The sequence below is a fragment of the Exercitatus varius genome, assembly GCF_029577735.1.
In the GTDB taxonomy this organism is placed as follows: Bacteria; Pseudomonadota; Gammaproteobacteria; order Enterobacterales; family Pasteurellaceae; genus Exercitatus; species Exercitatus varius.
The window spans coordinates 117,335-136,255 of the sequence record NZ_JARQTO010000009.1 but is presented as its reverse complement, the minus strand read 5'-3'; the positions used below and the strand labels follow the sequence as shown (position 1 = coordinate 136,255).

The window sequence follows — 18,921 nt, the reverse complement described above, 5'->3', positions numbered from 1 at the left end:
ATTTAAATTTCCGGGATTCGTTCCTGTTGTAATTCGTAAGTCGGCGGAATTTGCGGATTAGCGTCATCTTCCATCATCGGCACTTTAGGCGGTTCTTTATGATGAATTTCCGTCGCAGTGGATTTTTCTTTACCGATAAGTTGATTTTTTAACGCCGCAAAATTCGTTTTGCCCGATAACCAGATGTCGATAAAAGCCTGATTAAAGGCTTTATCAAACTGTTGTTCCAACACTTGATCGTTCACAATGAAATAACCTGTATCAGGTAAGGCAATATAATTCAAACGATCATTAGGCGATAAATCCGGTAAGGTTTGTTGTAGCTGAGCAAGCCAGCTTTCAGACTGTTTGGGATCGACATCAAGCGCCGCCATTTCTTTGATCAGAATAATGGCAAAATTTTTACCTTCGACGGGCTTACCAAAGTCAAAAGAGAGCATAACCGGAGTTTGATTTTCTTTATAATGACCGTTTTCCGTAAATAACGATATGGTATAAACGTGGAACGGGCCCCAGTTATAATCTGCTTTGCCCACAGGCAGCCAATTCGCCGAAAGTGCGGTAGGAATTAAGCATAAAATGGCGATAAAGAGTGATTTCAATTTCATAAAGCGTCCAACATAAACGAATTGGCAAAATTATACCAACTCTAGCCAGAAAAAAAAGGCGACTTCCGTCGCCTTGCAATTTTTATTTATATTTACTGCTTATTTTAAGCTGCCGACCATGTCTTCCGGACGAACCCATTTATCGAAGTCTTCGGCTGATACCAAACCTAAGTTAATGGCCTCTTCGCGTAATGTAGTGCCGTTTTTGTGCGCAGTTTTTGCAATTTTCGCCGCATTTTCATAACCGATGTGAGTGTTTAACGCGGTCACTAACATTAATGAGCTTTCAAGCAAGTGCTTAATGCGCGGAGTATTCGGTTTGATACCGCTTGCACAGTGTTCGTCGAATGAGATACAAACATCTGCGATTAATTGTGCGGATTGCAAGAAGTTTGCCGCCATTACCGGTTTGAATACGTTCAATTCGAAGTGACCTTGAGAGCCGGCAAACGAAATAGTCGTATCGTTACCTAATACTTGCGCCGCAACCATTGTCATGGCTTCGCATTGAGTCGGATTCACTTTACCCGGCATGATGGACGAACCCGGTTCGTTTTCAGGGATTAAGATTTCCCCGATGCCCGAACGCGGACCGGATGCCAATAAACGAATGTCGTTGGCGATTTTGAATAATGACATAGCGACCTGTTTCAGTGCGCCGTGAGTTTCAACGATGGCATCATGCGTTGCTAACGCTTCGAATTTGTTTTCGGCGGTAATGAACGGAAGTCCTGTGAATTGAGCGATGTATTCCGCTACTTTTACGTCATAACCTTTAGGCGTATTCAAGCCGGTACCGACCGCCGTACCGCCCAATGCCAATTGACGTAAGTGCGGTAACGTGTTTTTAATGGCGATTAAACCGAAGTGTAATTGCGCCGCATAACCACTGAATTCCTGGCCTAATGTTAATGGAGTGGCGTCCATTAAGTGAGTACGACCGATTTTCACCACGTCTTTAAATTCTTCGGATTTCGCCGCTAAGGTTTTTTGTAAACGTTCGATAGCGGGAATGGTCGCTTCAACGACTTTTTTATATGCCGCAATGTGCATAGCCGTCGGGTAAGTATCGTTTGAGGATTGAGATTTGTTTACATCGTCATTTGGGTGGATGATGGATTTTTCGCCTAATTTACCGCCGTTAAGCACATGTGCGCGATTAGCGATAACTTCGTTCAGGTTCATGTTGGATTGCGTACCTGAACCGGTTTGCCAGATAACCAACGGGAATTGATCGTCTAATTTATGCGCCAGGATTTCATCGCAGGCTTGTGCGATTAAATCGCGTTTTTCAACCGGCAATACGCCTAAATCCGTGTTGGCATAAGCGGCCGCTTTTTTCAAGTAGCCGAATGCTTCGATGATTTCGTGTGGCATGGACGCTGCAGGGCCGATTTTAAAGTTGTTGCGTGAACGTTCGGTTTGCGCCGCCCAATATTTATCCGCAGGAACTTGAACTTCGCCCATAGTGTCTTTTTCAATACGAAATGTCATAATAATCACCTATTTATTATTGTGTTAAAGTAAAATACATTGCACGAATTCTAACACTTCATAGTTAGGTCGGATAGAACGAATTACAGTTTTTGTGATTTAGATCATTAAATCGGAGCACCGATAATTTTTTCGCTAAAATCACGAAAACAGGAGAAAAAAATGAACGATAAACGTGTTTTTAATCATGCGGAAAATCATGCAGGTAATGAAGAAGAGGCTTTTCAAGCAAAGCGTGAGTTTTCCGCAACGGCAGAAATTACGCCGGATTTGACCGCACTTGATGAGAAAAACGAAGAAAGCGAGGCGCTGGAAGGCGAATTGCTGACCGCACAATTCGAACGGGCGATACGACCAAAATCCCGCTGGTGGAAACGAGCGGTGATCGCCGTCGTTATATTGTTTTTGGGCGCGACGGTGGCGCAATCGGTGCAATGGTTGATCGATAGCTGGCGGGCGAATCAGTGGATTTATTTTGCTTTTTCCGTTGTCGGTTGTTCTGTCGTCGGATTAGGTTTGACGGCGCTTGGCAAGGAATTTTTACGCTTGCGTAAATTACGCCGGCATCTGGCTTTACGGGCTGAAAGTGCGGTCGAATTTAAAGAAGATTTTGATGCGGATAAAGCCAAAGAATTATGTGAGAAAATCGCCTCTTCGCTGGATATGGATGAGCAACATCCTGCTGTTGAGTTGTGGCGGAAGCAATTGAACGACGGCTTGACGGCGCGCGAAGTGGGAGAACTGTTCACCAAAAACGTATTGTATCCGATTGATAAAAAAGCGAAAAAACTGATTACCCGAAGCGCCGTCGAAAGCGGTATTGTGGTGGCGGTCAGCCCGCTGGCGGTGGTGGATATGCTGTTTCTGGCTTGGCGTAATACGCGGTTAATCAATCGTATCGCCAATATTTACGGCATTGAATTAGGTTATTGGAGCCGCTTGCGTTTAATGCGCATGGTGCTCATCAATATGGCTTTCACCGGTGCAACGGAATTGGTGCAGGATATCGGTTTGGATTGGTTGTCGCAGGACATTACCGCCAAGCTTTCCGGCCGCATCGGACAAGGCTTGGGCGTAGGTTTGCTGACGGCGCGATTAGGGTTGAAAACTATGGAGTTTTGCCGTCCGTTGGCCTTCAATAAGGAAGATAAGCCGCGCTTAAGCCATATTCATCGGGAATTGTTAAGCGGTCTGAAAAATGTAGTATTGAAATCCGCTAAAAACCGGGAAAAACAAAACGTGTAAAGATAAGTTGACGTTTCGCTTTTAGGTTTCCGTTTTTTTCGGTATGATAAAGCACAATTTTGTCACGGGACAAACAATATGACTGAAAATACGACACGCGTGCAGCCGACTGAAATCAGTTTTAACGATTTCATCGCCGAAAGTCCGCAAATGAAGGCGTTAGTGGAAAAAGCAAAGAAATTTGCGTTGCTTGACGCGCCTTTATTAATTCAGGGCGAAACCGGAACCGGAAAAGATTTATTGGCGAAAGCTTGTCATCAGCACAGCGAGCGCCGCCATAATAAGTTTATTGCGGTGAATTGCGCCGGGTTGCCCAACGAAGACGCGGAAAGCGAAATGTTCGGTCAGGCGAAAGGCGATAAAACGACACAAGGTTTTTTTGAATACGCCGATGGCGGAACGGTGTTGCTGGACGGTGTTGCCGAGCTTTCTTTGTCGTTACAGGCGAAATTATTGCGTTTTCTGAATGACGGCACCTTTCGTCGGGTGGGAGAAGAACAGGAACATTATGCGAATGTGCGGGTGATTTGTACCTCGCAAGTTCCGTTGGCGCGATATGTGGAACAAGGCAAAGTGCGCAACGATTTGTTTCATCGGTTGAACGTTCTGAGCCTTGAATTGCCGCCGCTGCACGCGCGACAGGACGATATTGCGTCGCTAACCGATTTGTTTGTCACGCAAATCAGCAAAAATCTCGGTATTTTTCGACCGCACTTTGATCAGTCGTTTATTGATTATCTGAAGAATTATCAGTGGCAAGGCAATGTACGGGAACTTTATAACGCCCTGTATCGCGCCTGTTCATTGGCGGAGAACAATCGGCTTACCGTTGCCGGTTTGAATTTGTCGCCGACTACGCCTGGCGCTGAAAACGGCTTTTCCCTTGAGCAATTTGATAATTTGTCGTTGGAGCAAATTATGGCGAATTTTGAAAGCCGGTTGTTACGTGAATTTTATGCTCGCTATCCGAGCACCCGCAAACTCGCCGCCCGATTAGGCGTTTCCCATACGGCGATAGCTAATAAATTGAAGCAGTATGGAATCAGTAAATAGCGATAAAAAAACGTTGAATCCGAATTCAACGTTTTTTTAGTTTTATCTTGTTTGCCGTTTATTTATCTTTATCGCAGTTTTTAATGTCGGCACATTTTCCGTACATATATAAACTGTGAGATTCCAGCTGAATGCCGTGTTCTTTGCTGATTTCTTTCTGGCGTTCTTCAATGACTTTATCATTAAATTCAAAGACTTTACCGCAATCTACACAAATAATATGGTCGTGGTGTTCCAGCGGCGCTAATTCGAAAACGGATTTATTACCTTCAAAATTATGACGGACAAGAATATGCGCTTCATCAAACTGATTAAGTACGCGGTAAACTGTCGCCAGACCGATTTCTTCCCCTTGTTCCAGCAAAAGTTTATACACGTCTTCCGCTGAAAAATGCTGCATTTTGTGTAATTGCATTAACGCTAGAATGGTCAGGCGCGGCTCAGTAATTTTTAAGCCCGCTTTTTTTAATAATTTAATGTTTTCTTCCGACATAATTGCTCCTTAAGCAAGTTCTGCTAAGCACATCTCGTCATAAATCTGTTTTACCCAATTTTCGACGCGCGTCGAAGTGAGTTCGGGTTGGCGATCTTCGTCAATGCATAATCCGACGAAAGTTTTATCGTCGATCAAGGCGCGGGATGCTTCGAAAGTATAACCTTCCGTTGAAGTATTACCGACGATAATCGCACCGCGGCTTTCGACGATATCGCGAATAGTGCCCATCGCATCGCAGAAATATTCCGCATAATCCTCTTGGTCGCCGCAACCGAAAATTGCTACCAGTTTGTCGGTGAAATCAATTTCTTCCAGAGTCGGGAAGAAATCGTCCCAATCGCATTGCGCTTCACCGTAATACCAGGTCGGAATGCCGAATAATAAAAAATCGTAAGCTTCGATATCTTCTTTTGTGCTTTTGGCGATATCGCGAATATCCACTAATTCGTTGCCTAATTGTTTTTGGATCATTTTGGCAATATTTTCCGTATTGCCCGTATCGCTGCCGTAAAATAAACCAACAATAGCCATTCTGTTTACCTATTTATTCTTGTTTTCTTGAGTATGAAAATAATCTTGTAAAATGTTTTCGATTAATTCCGCCCGGCAAATGTCGAGCCTAAACGCTAATTCTTCTAACTGCCGAACTAACGAAGCGTGTAATTTTAATTCTACGCGCTTTAAACCGCTTGATTTATCCCGGCGCAGCTGATTCCGTTTATTCACCCGGATTTGTTGTTCCCGGCTCAGCGGATTGCTTCTGGGACGGCCAACTCGGCGTTCATCCGCAAACAGATCAAGCGTAATACAATCTGCGTCTTGTTTTGCCATGTGTAAATTTGCTGATTTGTTAGAAATCATTCTCATGCTGAGAATGATTTTCTACTATATAAAAGTTGGGCGAACTATAGCATAATTCCCCGGGGATTTAAACCGTCAACTCTCGATTAATTCGATTGGATAAATTTTGTGATTGCGCGGGCGACAAGCTCGGGCTTTTCCGCATGTACCCAATGGTGCGCTCCTGCAATGGTGAATGATGTCGCCTGCGGGAATTGCGCCAGAATGGTATCGCCGTATTGCGGTAGAATATAATTGGATTCGCCGCCTTTGATAAACAGGGCGGGTTGGGTATAACGCACCTTTTCCCAGCCCATAATCTGCCTGTAATGAGTGTAAAGTGCGGTCAAATTAAAGCGCGTTTTTTCCGATGCGTCGGCATCAAAAGATTTCAATAAAAACTGGATGGTGGCTTCGGAATCCAGGTAATTTTCCAACACGGTTTTCGCCTGTTGACGGGTTTGAATATCCGCCGCTTTCAGCGCGAATAGCGCCTGAAACTCCTTCGCATGGGCGTTATCGTTATACAGAACGTTATAATCCACCGGCGCAATATCGATCACCGCTATTTTTGAGATTAAATCGGGACGTTGCGCCGCCGCGGTCATGGCGGTTTTGCCGCCCATGGAATGCCCGATCAGAATGGCGTTGGAAACGTTTAAATGTTCCAGCAAACGAATCACATCCGCCGCCATTGCCGGATAATTCATTTCGTCGGCATGAAAACTCCGTCCGTGATTGCGCAAATCCGCGCGCAAAATGGCGTAATCCTCCGCAAAGGCTTTGGCGATCACGCCGAGATTATTCATATCGCCGAATAACCCGTGTAAAAAAACTAAAACCGGATTGCCGGACGAACGGGAAGCGGGCTGAAATTGATAATTAAGTTGTCGTTTTGCCGTCATTTTTTTGATAGAGAATTCATAAAGAAAACGTTATAATGCGGAAAAATTGTTTCTAATTCAAGTCAGAGCTAAAAATGAAGATTATCGAAGTTGACGAAGAACTCTATCAATTTATCGCAAGCCATACCCAATCTATCGGTGAAAGCGCTTCGGATATTCTGCGCCGCTTATTGAATTTGCCGACTTCCAGCGTCAGTTCGGTCGCCTTGGGCGCGGTGGCCGCCGAATCTGCCGTCGCGGCGGAAAATCCGGTGTCGGAAGCGAAAAGTGCGGTAAAAAATGACTTCGTTTTAGAACCGTCGGTAGAAAAACCGGCAGTAGAAAAAACAGTGGTCGAAAAAACGGTGAAAAAACAACCCGAACAGTTCATTTCGCACATTGTCAATAAAGTGCGCCAGGTAATTGAATCCGATGCGTTTCAGGAAGAAACCAAAGCCGTGGTCAGATTTCTGTCTATTTTAACCGCACTTTACCGCACCAATCCCGAAGGTTTTTCACTGGCGATTGAAAGCGAACAGGTGCAAGGCCGCACAAGGGTTTATTTCGCACGGGACGAAGCCACGTTATTGGCGGCGGGCACCCATACCAAACCGAAACAAATCCCGGACACGCCTTATTGGGTGATTACGAATAATAACAGCGGACGCAAAATGATTATGCTGGAAGGCGTGATGCGCGGCATGCAGTTGCCCGAGGCGCTGATCGAAGACATTCGCGGCTACTTCATTGTAAATTGATTTTATGCTAAGCCATCCGTTTCCTTGGCGCATTCATGCCGAGTCGAGCTATCAACATCACATCGCCTTGCGGGATTTTTCGCAGGGCGAAGTTTTTACTTGGGTGCAGCTGGCCGATGAAATCCGTCGGACGGCTGAAACGCTGACGGCGCAGGGGGTGACGGCGCAATCCGGGGTGGCGTTGTGCGGTAAAAACAGTTTTCCGCTGTTGTGTTGTTATTTGGCCGCGCTGCAACTGAATGCGCGGGTTTTGGGATTAAATCCGGCATTTTCGGATGAAAAACGTACCGCACTTTGCCGCCGGAATGGGATTCGTCTGATGATCGATTTTACCCGGCCGCAACCGGTTTTCAGCGAAGTCAAAGACGTTGATTTTGCCGAATTCGATAGCGTCGATCATGCCTTGTTCTCAGCTTGCACCATGACGCTGACTTCCGGTTCTACCGGCGCGCCGAAAGCGGTGTTGCATTCTATGCGGAACCATTTGGAAAATGCGCGGGGCGTTTGTGAATTAATGGATTTTTCCCGCGATTCCTCTTGGTTGCTTTCTCTGCCGTTGTACCATGTGTCCGGGCAGGGTATCGTCTGGCGTTGGCTGTTGCAGGGCGCGGAATTACAGTTGCCGGGCGAAGATTTTTACCGCAGCCTCACGCAGGCGAGCCATGCCTCTTTAGTGCCGACTCAGGCGCAGCGTTTATTGCAATATTTGGCGGATTGCCCTTCGAATGAGATGAAAAGTGCGGTCAAAATTCGGCACATTTTATTGGGCGGTTCGCATATTCCTGAAAAAATCTCCGAAAATTTGACCGCACTTGGTATTCAGGCTTATGTGGGATACGGCATGACGGAAATGGCGTCTACCGTATTTGCCAAAAAATGCGACGGCAAAGCGGGCGTCGGCCGGCCTTTGTGCGGTCGCGAATTTCGGTTGGAAAATGATGAAATCCGGTTACGCGGCGCCGGATTGGGCTTAGGTTACTGGTTAAACGGCAAGCTCGTTTCGCTGACCAATTCCGACGGCTGGCTGCAAACCAAGGATAAAGGCGGTTGGGACGGCGAAAATTTGCAGGTTTTAGGGCGCTTGGATAATATGTTCATTTCCGGCGGCGAAAACATTCAACCGGAAGAAATCGAGCGGATTCTGCAACGCCACGAACAGGTCGAGCAGGCGTTTGTTTTGCCGATCGATGATGCGGAATTCGGGCAACGTCCCGTGGCGATGGTAAAATTTAAAACCCGTTTCAGCGAAAGTGCGGTCAAAAATTTACATGTTTTTTTGGCTGACAAATTAGAGAAATTTAAACAGCCGGTGCGGTATTTCCCGCTCGATACGACGATATCGCAGCAAGGCGGAATTAAGCCGTCCCGCATTCAATTAAAACAAAAATTAAATGAAATATTAGGAATGAAATAATGCAGTTAGCTATTTGGACACGACGTGTCGCGACACAATTATTATTGAGCGCTTTGTTAGTCGTAGCATGGCCGCATGCGGCTTATTCCGCTCTGCCGTCGGCGCGCGAGATTGAAAGTCAGCTCGAAAAGGCAAAACAGGCGGAACAAACTGATGACGCCGCCAAGGATTTGGTTAAAGATTTGGAAGAAACTCAGCGTTTTATTGCGGATATTGCCAAGCAGAAGGAACAAAACGCTAAGTTGGTGAAAAATATTGAAAATGCCGATAAAGGCATTTCCGCTTCGCAATCGAATATTAGCAAACTGAAAGCGGATAAACTGCCGACGGCGGCGGATTTAAGTAAGTATTCTTTAGCAGAATTGCAACAACAACTGGAACAAAAACAGATTACTTTACAGAATGTGCAGGACGAATTAGCGCAAGTGAACGCCGATTTGGTTGCTCAACGTTCCGCGCCGGAACGCGCCCAACAAACTTTAGCGGAAAATGCTAAACGGGCGCAGGCCATTAATCAGGTGTTTATTAACGATAAGTTGTCAAAGTCAAGAAAAACGCGGCTTGAAGCGGAACAGACGTTGCTTGATTTGCAAAATACTTATAATCAAACGTTATTACAGGGAACGGCGCGCTTAACGTCGCTTTATTCCCTTATTGTGGAAGAACGTACTTTGCAGCAACAACAGTTGCAGAGCGAACTGAATACTTTGCAATCGGCGATTAATGAAAAGAATCTGCAGCTTTCCAAAGAACAGGTAGAACAAGCCACCCAGAATCAGGAAAAGAACGCGGAAGCCAACACCAATCCGGTGGTTGCGGGGCAGCTGAATTTTAACACGCAAATTAGTAAAGGCATTCTGGAAGAAACCACGCGGATGAACAGTTTGTCACAGGACAACTTGCGCATTAAAAATGTGTTGGGCAATTTGCAACAAACTCAGCGTAATATCGAAGAACAGATCAGTTCGTTGCAAGGCACGTTGGTGCTTTCCCGCATTATTAATAAACAGCGCCAGTCGTTGCCTCAGGATGAAATGATTTCGGGGCTGGGAAAGCGTATCGCCGATTTGCGGGTAAAAATCTTCGATATTACCGAATTCCGCGACAAACTTTATGATACGGATGCATACATCAAAGATTTAGAACAAACGGAAAAAGTGACATTTTCGGCAAAAGATCGCGCGCAGTTAGTCGATTTGGTGGAAGAACGCCGCAAGTTGTTGGCGGATTATTTAAGTTTATTAAATAATCAACTGAATTTGTCCATTAATATTGAATTAAACCAGCAGCAGGTTCAGGCAATCAGCGATTCGTTACAAAATAAATTGCAACAGCAAAGTTTCTGGGTGAAAAGTAATTCGGTGATGGATTGGGAGTGGTTTAAATCTTTTCCTGACAGTATGAATTTTCAACGCCGGGCATTAAAGAAAAACTTTGATTTTTCCAATTGGAAAGAAAATTTGTTACCGGGATTAGGCGCGATTGCTTTGTTGCTGATTTTGACCGCACTTATTCGCCGTAAAAAAGAAAATATTAAGAAGCGTTTAAACAAATTGAATCAGCAAATTAATGTTTATGCCACGGATACTCAGTGGCATACGCCGAAAGCGATTTTCTGGGTTGCCGTATTAAGCTTGCCGAGTACTTTCTTGTTTCTGGCCGGCTTTATTCTGGTGACGGGAATTTGTTTTAAAGATCCCGCAACGGTTTGGCCTTGGGGGCTGAAAATGGCGGCTTATTGGTGGAGTTTCGCTTTTATGCTGGGCATGCTGCGTCCGAACGGTATCGGACACCACCATTTCAATATGCCGAAAGAAAGTAATGAAGCGTTCCGTAATATGCTGAAACGCTCGGCATGGATTATTGCATTATTGTTGAATGTGTCGATTTTCAGCCATATTGATTTGGGATTAAGTTATGACGTTATCGGTCAGGCGTCGATGATCATCGTGCTGGTGACGGTGCTGTTAATTATGGTGCCGCGCTTCCGTCAGGCGGTGTCGAGTTATCAGAAATCGGCGAAAGAACAAACGGTAATGAGCCAGTATTTTCTGCCGATTTTACGCGTGGTATTGTTGCTCGTGCCGGTTGTGCTGATTGTTTTAACCGCCATGGGATATTATTACACGGCGATTGTTTTGATCGAGCACTCGATTTCGTCTTATTTCGTGGTGATGACCTGGTGGCTGATCCGTAATCTGGTATATCGTGGTTTTGCGGTGGCGGCTCGCCGTATGGCATATCGTCGCGCGAAGGAAAAACGAGAACAGTTGCAGGCAAAAGTGATTGCGGAAGCCAACAGTTCGCTTAATCCGGATATGCAGGAAATTCAGTACGATGACAGTATCGCCATCAGCGAGATTAAAGCCCAGATGCTGCGGGTGGCGGATTTCTTGCTTTGGATCGCCTTATTCGGCATGTTTTATTGGGCATGGTCGGATTTAGTTACGGCGGCTTATTATTTGGACAGTATTTCCCTTTGGCGACAGACCACTTCAGGTGAAAACGGTACGACGGTAACGGAATCCATCACGTTGCTGAATTTATTTGTCGCCATTGCCATTATGGTTGTCACTTACGTATTGGTGCGGAATATTTCAGGCTTGCTGGAAACCTTAGTTTTCTCCCATACCAGACTGTCACAGGGTACGCCTTACACCATTACAACCTTGCTTACCTATGCCATTATCGCATTAGGCGCAACCTCTGCGTTCGGCGCGTTGGGCATGTCGTGGAGCAAACTGCAATGGCTGTTCGCCGCACTTTCCGTCGGGCTGGGCTTCGGTATGCAGGAAATTTTCGCGAATTTTGTTTCCGGTATCATTATTTTATTTGAACGTCCGGTTCGGATCGGCGATATTATTACTCTGGGAGAATTCAGCGGAACCGTATCGAAAATCCGTATCCGCGCGACGACATTGGTGGATTTTGACGGTAAAGAAGTGATTGTACCGAATAAGTCTTTCGTTACGGAACGATTGGTGAACTGGGCGTTGTCCGATACGGTGACAAGGGTTATCGCTCGCGTCGGCGTGGGATACGGCGCAGACTTGGAATTAACTAAAAAGTTGTTGCTGCAGGCTGCCGCCGATTGTGAATTGGTGTTGAAAGATCCTGCGCCGGTGGTTTATTTTCTGAATTTCGGCGCCAGTACGCTGGATCATGAATTGCGGGTATATGTCGGTCATGTGGGAGATCGTAATCCGACCCTGGATTACCTCAACCGACGGATTAACCAATTACTGACGGAAAATAATATTGAAATCGCATTCAATCAGTTAGATATTTACATTAAAAACCTGACCACCAACGAAGAGCTGAAAGTCGGTGAAACGGTAGAATTAAAAAAATAAAAGGAATCATTCATGGCAGGAAATACTATCGGACAGTTGTTTCGGGTGACGACATTTGGTGAATCCCACGGTATTGCTTTAGGCTGTATCGTAGATGGCGTACCGCCGAATATGGCGCTGAGCGAAGCGGATATTCAGCCTGATCTGGATCGCCGAAAACCGGGCGCTTCCCGTTATACCACGCCGCGTCAGGAAGCGGATGAAGTGCAGATTTTATCCGGCGTATTTGAAGGAAAAACCACCGGTACCAGTATCGGCTTAATCATTAAGAATACGGATCAGCGTTCAAAAGATTACGGCGATATTATGGATAAATTCCGCCCCGGCCATGCGGATTACACTTATCAGCAAAAATACGGCATTCGCGATTATCGCGGCGGCGGGCGTTCTTCCGCGCGGGAAACCGCAATGCGAGTGGCGGCGGGAGCGATTGCAAAAAAATATCTGCGTGAGCAGTTCGGCATTGAAATTCGCGGTTATTTGTCTCAAATCGGTAATGTGAAAATTGATCCCAAAACCGTATCGGACGTAACAAAAATCGACTGGGAACAAGTGGCGAGTAATCCGTTTTTCTGTCCGGATAAAAGTGCGGTGGAAAAATTCGACGAATTAATTCGTAGCTTGAAAAAGGAAGGCAATTCTATCGGCGCAAAATTAACCGTTATCGCGGAAAACGTGCCGGTAGGCTTGGGTGAACCGGTGTTTGATCGCCTGGATTCGGAACTTGCTCATGCGTTAATGGGAATTAATGCGGTGAAAGGCGTTGAAATCGGCGACGGTTTTGATGTGGTCGCACAAAAAGGCACGCAACACCGCGATGAAATGACATCGGAAGGCTTTCTCTCGAATCATGCGGGTGGCATTTTGGGCGGCATTAGCAACGGTCAGCCGATCATTGCCACGATTGCGTTAAAACCCACTTCCAGCATTATGATTCCGGGCAGAACGGTGAATGTGAATAACGAACCGGTAGAACTGATTACCAAAGGCCGGCACGATCCTTGTGTCGGCATTCGAGCCGTGCCTATTGCGGAAGCCATGGTCGCGATTGTTTTGCTGGATCATTTATTACGGTTTAAAGCGCAGTGTAAATAAGCAAAAGTGCGGGCGATTTTACGATAGTTTTTGCAAAATCGCTGTGCAGGTTGAGCCGGAGCGCGTCTGCACGGCGTCATTGCAACTTATTTAGCGAAGGAAAGTATGAAAAAAATTCTAAGTGCGGTCGTTTTTTTCAGCGTTTTTAGTACGCTGACGGTGCAGGCTTCACCGGCGGACTGGCAGGCGATTAAACGTCCTATTCCAAGTACTTCGGGACAGGCGGAACCGATCGGCTCATACAGTAACGGTTGCATTCTCGGTTCCGTGCCGATGCCGGCAAAAGGTGACGGTTTTCAGGTGATTCGCATGAATAAAAACCGTTTTTACGGTCATCCTAACATGATTCGTTATCTTGAACGTCTCGGCAAACAAGTGAAACAAGCGGGATTGCCGACGATGCTAATCGGCGATATTGCCATGCCGGGCGGCGGACGCTTCCTGACCGGTCATGCCAGTCATCAAATGGGGCTGGACGCCGATATTTGGTTGCGAATGGGCGAAATGTCCGAGCAGGAAGCCTTAAATTCCGACGGCAAAGGCTTGTTGGTGGTGAATCGCACTTTACAACGAGTGGATGAGAACGTTTGGAATCAAAATCACTTTGAGCTAATTAAATTGGCCGCGCAGGATCCGGCGGTTACCCGTATTTTCGTGAATCCGGCAATTAAGCTGAAATTGTGCCAATCGGAGCGGACGGATCGCGGCTGGTTGCGCAAAATTCGTCCCTGGTTTGGTCATGACAGCCATTTTCATGTGCGTTTAACCTGCCCGCCGGGCGCCCTCCATTGTGAAAACCAGGCGCCGGTTCCCGCCGGCGACGGTTGCGGAGAGGAACTTTATTCCTGGTTCGAGCCGAAAGCGCCTTCCGTCACGGAAAACAGACCGAAAGTGATTCCGCCCGAGCCGTTCTTATGCCGACAAGTATTGAATTCGCCTAATCGCCATGAGTGGTTGAACTAATTTTCGAATCAAATAAGGAAAGTGCGGTGGAAATCAGCGTTGAATTAATCGGAATTCTATTTGTCGTGGCAATGATTGCCGGCTTTATTGATGCTTTGGCGGGCGGCGGCGGTTTAATTACCATTCCCGCTTTATTGATGACGGGAATGCCGCCGGCAATGGCGTTGGGCACCAATAAATTACAATCGTGCGGCGGTTCGTTTTCCGCCAGTTTGTATTTTATTCGCCGGAAAGCGGTTGATTTAGGTGCGATCTGGTTTATTTTGTTATGTACTTTTACCGGGTCCGCTATAGGTTCCGTTTTGATTCAGCTGGTGGACAGTTCGCTGATAAAGAAAGCGATTCCTTTTCTGGTGTTGGCGGTCGGTCTGTATTTTTTATTAACGCCGAAATTGGGCGAAGAGGATCGTCGCCAGCGTTTGTCATTCCGTACTTTTGCGTTGACCGCCGCTTTTGGCTTGGGTTTTTATGACGGTTTTTTCGGCCCCGGAACGGGATCTATTTTAAGTTTGGTTTTTGTGACTTTGCTGGGATTTAATCTCACTAAAGCCACGGCTTATGCCAAAGTGTTGAATTTTACCTCGAATATTGCGTCACTGATTTGTTTTTTAATCGGCGGACAAATTGTGTGGTCGGTAGGCATTGTTATGATGTGCGGACAGATTGTCGGCGCACATCTGGGAGCAAAAATGGTACTCAGCAAAGGAAAACGATTGATTCGCCCGATGGTTGTGCTAATGTCGTTTGTGATGACGGCAAAAATGGCGTATGAGCAAGGATGGTTTGGCTAATGGCAGAGCAGGAAAATGTACGTTTAACGGCGCGGGTAGGCTATGAACCCCGTTTCTCATGGTCGTATTTGCAGCCGAAATATTGGGGAACCTGGCTGGGTGTGGCGGTTTTGCTTATCCTGGCGTATGTGCCGTTTCGTTGGCGCGATCGTTTGGCGGCAAAATTGGGTATCATCATCGGACGTAAGGCGCGTAAGCAGCGTCGCCGCGCACAAATTAACCTCGCCTATTGCTTTCCCCAATGGACGGAACAACAGCGCGAGCAGGTTATCGACAAAATGTTCGTGACGGTCACGCAGGTGATGTTGGGCATCGGGGAAATCGCCGTTCGTTCCAAAGCGCATTTGCAAAAACGCAGCGAATTTATCGGTATCGAACACATCAAGCAGGCAAAAGCCGAAGGTAAAAATATTATTTTAATGGTGCCGCACGGTTGGGCGATTGATGCTTCGGGGATTATTCTGCATACTCACGGCATGCCGATGACTTCCATGTTTAATCCGCACCGAAATCCGTTGATAGACTGGCTTTGGACCGCCACCCGCGAGCGTTTCGGCGGCAAAATGCATGCCCGCCAAAACGGGATAAAGCCGTTTTTAACCATGATTCGTAACGGCGATATGGGTTACTATTTGCCGGATGAAGATTTTGGTGCGGAAGCCAGTGAGTTTGTAGATTTCTTCGGCACCTATAAAGCAACCTTACCGGGGCTGAATAAAATGGCGAAACTGGCGAAAGCGGTGGTGATCCCGATGTTCCCGCGTTACAACGCAGAAAGCGGAAAATATGAAATGGAAATTCATCCGCCCATGGAATTAAGCGATGATCCCGTACAATCGGCACGGGCCATGAATGCGGAAATCGAGCGTTTCGTTACCCCGCAGCCGGAGCAGTACGTGTGGATTTTGCAATTATTAAGAACCCGCAAAAACGGGGAAGATATTTATCATTAGCTATGATAGAATTCGGTTCCAATTAAATTCGGTCGAAATTTTGACCGCACTTTTGTTATCAACATTATGAACAAACAATTAGATCTTATTAAATCATCGATTAAATCCATTCCCAATTACCCGAAACAAGGGATTATTTTCCGTGACATTACCAGCTTAACGGAAATTCCGGAAGCCTTTACCGCAACGGTTAATCTGATTGCCGAAGCGTTTCGCCATAAAGGCATCACAAAAATTATCGGCACCGAATCCCGCGGGTTCATTTTCGGTGCGCCGGTTGCCGTTGTGCTGGGCTTGCCGTTTATTTTGGTGCGTAAGCCGGGCAAGTTGCCGCGTGAAGTGATTTCGCAGAGTTATCAACTGGAATACGGCGAAGACAAATTGGAAATCCACGCGGATGCGATTCAACAAGGCGATAACGTGTTGGTGATCGATGATTTGCTGGCAACGGGCGGTACGGTGGAAGCTTGTATTAAACTGGTGAACCGTCTTGGCGGCGAAGTGAAACACGCGGCATTTGTTATCAGTCTGCCTGAATTAGGCGGCGAAGCGCGGTTACGTAAACTCGGTGTGGAACCGTTCACTTTAGTGGATTTTTCCGGGCACTAATCTTATTCTTCATCAGGAAAGAAGCGTGAGTTATCAGGTTTTAGCCCGTAAGTGGCGTCCCCAAAATTTTCATCAGGTTGTCGGACAAGAGCATATCTTGACCGCACTGGCGAACGGCTTGAAAGAAAACCGTCTGCATCACGCTTATTTATTTTCCGGTACGCGCGGGGTGGGAAAAACTTCCATTGCCCGCTTGCTCGCCAAAGGATTGAACTGTATTCATGGCGTTACCGCCGAGCCTTGCGGTGAATGCGAACATTGCAAGGCTATTGAAAACGGTAATTTCATCGATTTGATTGAAATCGATGCGGCGTCCCGCACTAAAGTGGAAGATACCCGCGAATTGCTCGACAATGTACAATATAAGCCGGTGCAAGGGCGTTATAAGGTTTATCTTATCGACGAAGTGCACATGCTTTCCCGTCATTCTTTCAATGCGTTATTGAAAACGCTGGAAGAACCGCCGGAATACGTGAAATTTCTGCTTGCCACCACGGATCCGCAAAAACTGCCGATCACCATTTTATCGCGTTGTATGCAATTTCATTTGAAAGCCTTGGATCAACAGCAAATCGCCCAACATTTGGCGCACATTCTGACGCAGGAAAAAATTCCGTTCGAATCGCCCGCACTTGATAAAATCGCCAAGGCGGCGCAGGGCAGTATTCGCGACAGTTTAAGTTTAACCGATCAGGCTATCGCCATGTCTAATGTCGATATTCGGACGGATGTGGTAAATACCATGTTGGGTTTGCTGGATGATAATCAGCCCGTCGAAATTCTTTATGCCTTGCACCAGGGAAACGGCGAAAAACTGATGCACTGTATTCAGTCCGTTGCGGATAAAGGCGCGGATTGGGACGAATTGCTGATTGAAGTGGGAGAGGCATTGCATCAAATCGCCATGTTGCAACTGCTGCCGAATCGGATTGACGAAGAAAGTCAGCTCGGTTTTTTGGCAAAACATATTTCACCGGAGAACATTCAATTTTTCTACCAGATTGTCACCGTCGGGCGCAAGGAATTGGCTTTCGCGCCGAACCGTCGGGTCGGGGTAGAAATGACATTATTGCGAGCGTTAGCTTTTCACCCAAAGTTTAGTCGGGCGGAGCCCGCAGAACATAGCGCAAATCTCGCCGCACAACCCCGTCCGGAAAAAGAAAGTGCGGGCAAAAAAACGGAAGATTTGGTGGAAATGCCCGTTTATAATCAGCATTTACGTGCTTCCGCCTCGCCTCAAAATGCGTCGGCAAATCCGCCCAAATCCGCTTCAAACGCATTAAACGCCTTGGCTCAAATCGAACGCTTGCGCGCCAGCGTGCAGACGGCGGGATCCGCCGAAAAACAACTTCCGGAGCCGGTTCAACCGAAGGCGCAGGCGCGCGAATTACCTGTGATTTCCATGCCGCAGAAAGAACGCCCGCAAACGGATTTGATTGATCGACTGGCAAGTCTTGCTCAACAATCGCAAAGCAACGGGAATGCCGCCGCGCCGAATCGCAAACCGGTTTCTACGCCCGGCGCCGATAACGCGCCGGATGCGCCTGCCGCCGATAATGTGCAGGAACCGGAAAATGATGACAACAATGACGAAGCCAATCTTGCCGAAACCTATCAATGGGAATGGATAAATCCCGAAATGGCGGAGGCGGAAAACGTGATTCGTCCTTCCGAAATTAAGCAGGCGATTTTAAAAGAAAAAACGCCCGAATTAGTGGCAAAAGTGATTGCCTTGGCGGAAGAACGGGATGACTGGACAAAAGCGGTGGAACATTTAGGGCTGGATCATCTTAAACTGGTCAAACAAATTGCATTGAATTCCGTGATTTTGGCTCAAAGCGAGACTGAAATCGTGCTGGGTCTGCGCTCTAATCAAAAACATCTTCAACGGGAAAGCGCCATGGAAGCTTTACAAGCTGCGTTAAGCGCTTATTACGGCAAAGATTTGCAGTTGAAAATTGAATTGAACGATGACGAACAACGCCTTACGCCATTAGATTTTCGTCGTCAGATTTATCACGAACTCAGCGAACGGGCGCGCCAGGATTTGCAGTCGGATAAGAAGCTTAAACTGTTGCAACAGGCATTTGACGCTCATCTGGATTTGAACAGTATTCGTCCGGTTTGATACTGAATATAAAGTAAAAGTGCGGTAAAAAATATTTGATTTTTTACAGACCAACAGGCGGAGAAATATCTCGGCATTTTGCGAGAGAACAACTCATTCCACACCAAAGCCCGTTTGAAGAGCTTGATGAAATATATTAACCAGCCCAAAGGAGATACGTTGGAAAATCTGCCGCGTATTGTGGAGATTAAGCGACAGTTGGCTTGAAGACGGACTTTGTGTAACGGCTACAAAATA

At 46.6% G+C, this 18,921-nt stretch carries 17 protein-coding genes; 11 read left to right on the top strand and 6 right to left on the bottom strand.

Annotated elements, in window-relative coordinates; genetic code table 11:
* Positions 1 to 2: 2 nt before the first annotated feature.
* Together P7M01_RS07705 and fumC are read right to left on the bottom strand one after the other, a co-directional pair.
* On the bottom strand, positions 3 to 608 hold the full coding sequence (locus P7M01_RS07705) for a chalcone isomerase family protein (RefSeq protein WP_202935870.1): 606 nt from the start codon (positions 606 to 608) through the stop codon (positions 3 to 5).
* Positions 609 to 707: 99 nt separating this feature from the next.
* Positions 708 to 2,102 (bottom strand): class II fumarate hydratase, encoded by a 1,395-nt coding sequence (fumC, locus tag P7M01_RS07700; RefSeq protein ID WP_202935869.1) that lies wholly within the window; start codon positions 2,100 to 2,102, stop codon positions 708 to 710.
* Positions 2,103 to 2,264: 162 nt separating this feature from the next.
* On the opposite strand from fumC, the gene P7M01_RS07695 reads away from it, so the two are divergent.
* Positions 2,265 to 3,347 (top strand): TIGR01620 family protein, encoded by a 1,083-nt coding sequence (locus P7M01_RS07695; protein WP_317483467.1) that lies wholly within the window; start codon positions 2,265 to 2,267, stop codon positions 3,345 to 3,347.
* A gap of 78 nt (positions 3,348 to 3,425) precedes the next feature.
* Positions 3,426 to 4,400, top strand: a complete 975-nt coding sequence (locus P7M01_RS07690) for a sigma 54-interacting transcriptional regulator (RefSeq protein ID WP_317483466.1) — start codon at positions 3,426 to 3,428, stop codon at positions 4,398 to 4,400.
* A 58-nt stretch (positions 4,401 to 4,458) separates the two neighbouring features.
* Here the strand turns inward: P7M01_RS07690 and fur are convergent, their stop codons facing one another.
* The 4 genes from fur to P7M01_RS07670 all read right to left on the bottom strand — a co-directional run bounded on the left by fur (position 4,459) and on the right by P7M01_RS07670 (position 6,641).
* On the bottom strand, positions 4,459 to 4,893 hold the full coding sequence (gene fur / locus P7M01_RS07685; protein WP_202935866.1) for a ferric iron uptake transcriptional regulator: 435 nt from the start codon (positions 4,891 to 4,893) through the stop codon (positions 4,459 to 4,461).
* Between the two features lie 9 nt (positions 4,894 to 4,902).
* On the bottom strand, positions 4,903 to 5,427 hold the full coding sequence (fldA, locus tag P7M01_RS07680; protein ID WP_202935865.1) for a flavodoxin FldA: 525 nt from the start codon (positions 5,425 to 5,427) through the stop codon (positions 4,903 to 4,905).
* A gap of 9 nt (positions 5,428 to 5,436) precedes the next feature.
* Complete coding sequence (gene ybfE, locus P7M01_RS07675) at positions 5,437 to 5,727, bottom strand: LexA regulated protein (RefSeq protein ID WP_202935864.1); 291 nt, start codon at positions 5,725 to 5,727, stop codon at positions 5,437 to 5,439.
* 116 nt (positions 5,728 to 5,843) lie between these two features.
* On the bottom strand, positions 5,844 to 6,641 hold the full coding sequence (locus tag P7M01_RS07670) for an alpha/beta fold hydrolase (protein ID WP_317483465.1): 798 nt from the start codon (positions 6,639 to 6,641) through the stop codon (positions 5,844 to 5,846).
* Positions 6,642 to 6,715: 74 nt separating this feature from the next.
* On the opposite strand from P7M01_RS07670, the gene seqA reads away from it, so the two are divergent.
* The 9 genes from seqA (at position 6,716) to dnaX (ending at position 18,684) form a co-directional block, all read left to right on the top strand.
* On the top strand, positions 6,716 to 7,378 hold the full coding sequence (gene seqA / locus P7M01_RS07665; RefSeq protein ID WP_317483464.1) for a replication initiation negative regulator SeqA: 663 nt from the start codon (positions 6,716 to 6,718) through the stop codon (positions 7,376 to 7,378).
* A gap of 4 nt (positions 7,379 to 7,382) precedes the next feature.
* Positions 7,383 to 8,792, top strand: coding sequence for an o-succinylbenzoate--CoA ligase (gene menE, locus P7M01_RS07660; protein ID WP_317483463.1), 1,410 nt, complete (start codon positions 7,383 to 7,385; stop codon positions 8,790 to 8,792).
* Complete coding sequence (gene mscK / locus P7M01_RS07655; protein WP_317483462.1) at positions 8,792 to 12,145, top strand: mechanosensitive channel MscK; 3,354 nt, start codon at positions 8,792 to 8,794, stop codon at positions 12,143 to 12,145. Before menE ends, mscK begins: the two co-directional genes overlap by 1 nt.
* Before the next feature lie 12 nt (positions 12,146 to 12,157).
* Positions 12,158 to 13,240, top strand: a complete 1,083-nt coding sequence (gene aroC / locus P7M01_RS07650) for a chorismate synthase (RefSeq protein WP_317483461.1) — start codon at positions 12,158 to 12,160, stop codon at positions 13,238 to 13,240.
* Between the two features lie 105 nt (positions 13,241 to 13,345).
* Entirely contained in the window at positions 13,346 to 14,203 is an 858-nt protein-coding gene (gene mepA, locus P7M01_RS07645) for a penicillin-insensitive murein endopeptidase (RefSeq protein WP_317481539.1), read from the top strand.
* A 26-nt stretch (positions 14,204 to 14,229) separates the two neighbouring features.
* Positions 14,230 to 14,994, top strand: a complete 765-nt coding sequence (locus P7M01_RS07640; RefSeq protein ID WP_202935858.1) for a TSUP family transporter — start codon at positions 14,230 to 14,232, stop codon at positions 14,992 to 14,994.
* A complete protein-coding gene (lpxM, locus tag P7M01_RS07635) occupies positions 14,994 to 15,947 on the top strand; it encodes a lauroyl-Kdo(2)-lipid IV(A) myristoyltransferase (protein ID WP_394853255.1) in 954 nt (317 codons plus the stop codon). The genes P7M01_RS07640 and lpxM overlap by 1 nt, the downstream gene beginning before the upstream one ends.
* A 66-nt stretch (positions 15,948 to 16,013) precedes the next feature.
* Complete coding sequence (gene apt / locus P7M01_RS07630; RefSeq protein WP_317477295.1) at positions 16,014 to 16,556, top strand: adenine phosphoribosyltransferase; 543 nt, start codon at positions 16,014 to 16,016, stop codon at positions 16,554 to 16,556.
* 25 nt (positions 16,557 to 16,581) lie between these two features.
* Positions 16,582 to 18,684: a DNA polymerase III subunit gamma/tau gene (gene dnaX, locus P7M01_RS07625; RefSeq protein ID WP_317483460.1), complete on the top strand. Its 2,103-nt coding sequence runs from the start codon at positions 16,582 to 16,584 to the stop codon at positions 18,682 to 18,684.
* Positions 18,685 to 18,921 lie beyond the last annotated feature (237 nt).

Excerpts from the sequence above, each read along its gene's own strand:
- P7M01_RS07705 (WP_202935870.1), bottom strand. The coding sequence starts at position 608 with ATGAAATTGAAATCACTCTTTATCGCCATTTTATGCTTAATTCCTACC.
- fumC (WP_202935869.1), bottom strand. The coding sequence starts at position 2,102 with ATGACATTTCGTATTGAAAAAGACACTATGGGCGAAGTTCAAGTTCCT.
- P7M01_RS07695 (WP_317483467.1), top strand. The coding sequence starts at position 2,265 with ATGAACGATAAACGTGTTTTTAATCATGCGGAAAATCATGCAGGTAAT.
- P7M01_RS07690 (WP_317483466.1), top strand. The coding sequence starts at position 3,426 with ATGACTGAAAATACGACACGCGTGCAGCCGACTGAAATCAGTTTTAAC.
- fur (WP_202935866.1), bottom strand. The coding sequence starts at position 4,893 with ATGTCGGAAGAAAACATTAAATTATTAAAAAAAGCGGGCTTAAAAATT.
- fldA (WP_202935865.1), bottom strand. The coding sequence starts at position 5,427 with ATGGCTATTGTTGGTTTATTTTACGGCAGCGATACGGGCAATACGGAA.
- ybfE (WP_202935864.1), bottom strand. The coding sequence starts at position 5,727 with ATGGCAAAACAAGACGCAGATTGTATTACGCTTGATCTGTTTGCGGAT.
- P7M01_RS07670 (WP_317483465.1), bottom strand. The coding sequence starts at position 6,641 with ATGACGGCAAAACGACAACTTAATTATCAATTTCAGCCCGCTTCCCGT.
- seqA (WP_317483464.1), top strand. The coding sequence starts at position 6,716 with ATGAAGATTATCGAAGTTGACGAAGAACTCTATCAATTTATCGCAAGC.
- menE (WP_317483463.1), top strand. The coding sequence starts at position 7,383 with ATGCTAAGCCATCCGTTTCCTTGGCGCATTCATGCCGAGTCGAGCTAT.
- mscK (WP_317483462.1), top strand. The coding sequence starts at position 8,792 with ATGCAGTTAGCTATTTGGACACGACGTGTCGCGACACAATTATTATTG.
- aroC (WP_317483461.1), top strand. The coding sequence starts at position 12,158 with ATGGCAGGAAATACTATCGGACAGTTGTTTCGGGTGACGACATTTGGT.
- mepA (WP_317481539.1), top strand. The coding sequence starts at position 13,346 with ATGAAAAAAATTCTAAGTGCGGTCGTTTTTTTCAGCGTTTTTAGTACG.
- lpxM (WP_394853255.1), top strand. The coding sequence starts at position 14,994 with ATGGCAGAGCAGGAAAATGTACGTTTAACGGCGCGGGTAGGCTATGAA.
- apt (WP_317477295.1), top strand. The coding sequence starts at position 16,014 with ATGAACAAACAATTAGATCTTATTAAATCATCGATTAAATCCATTCCC.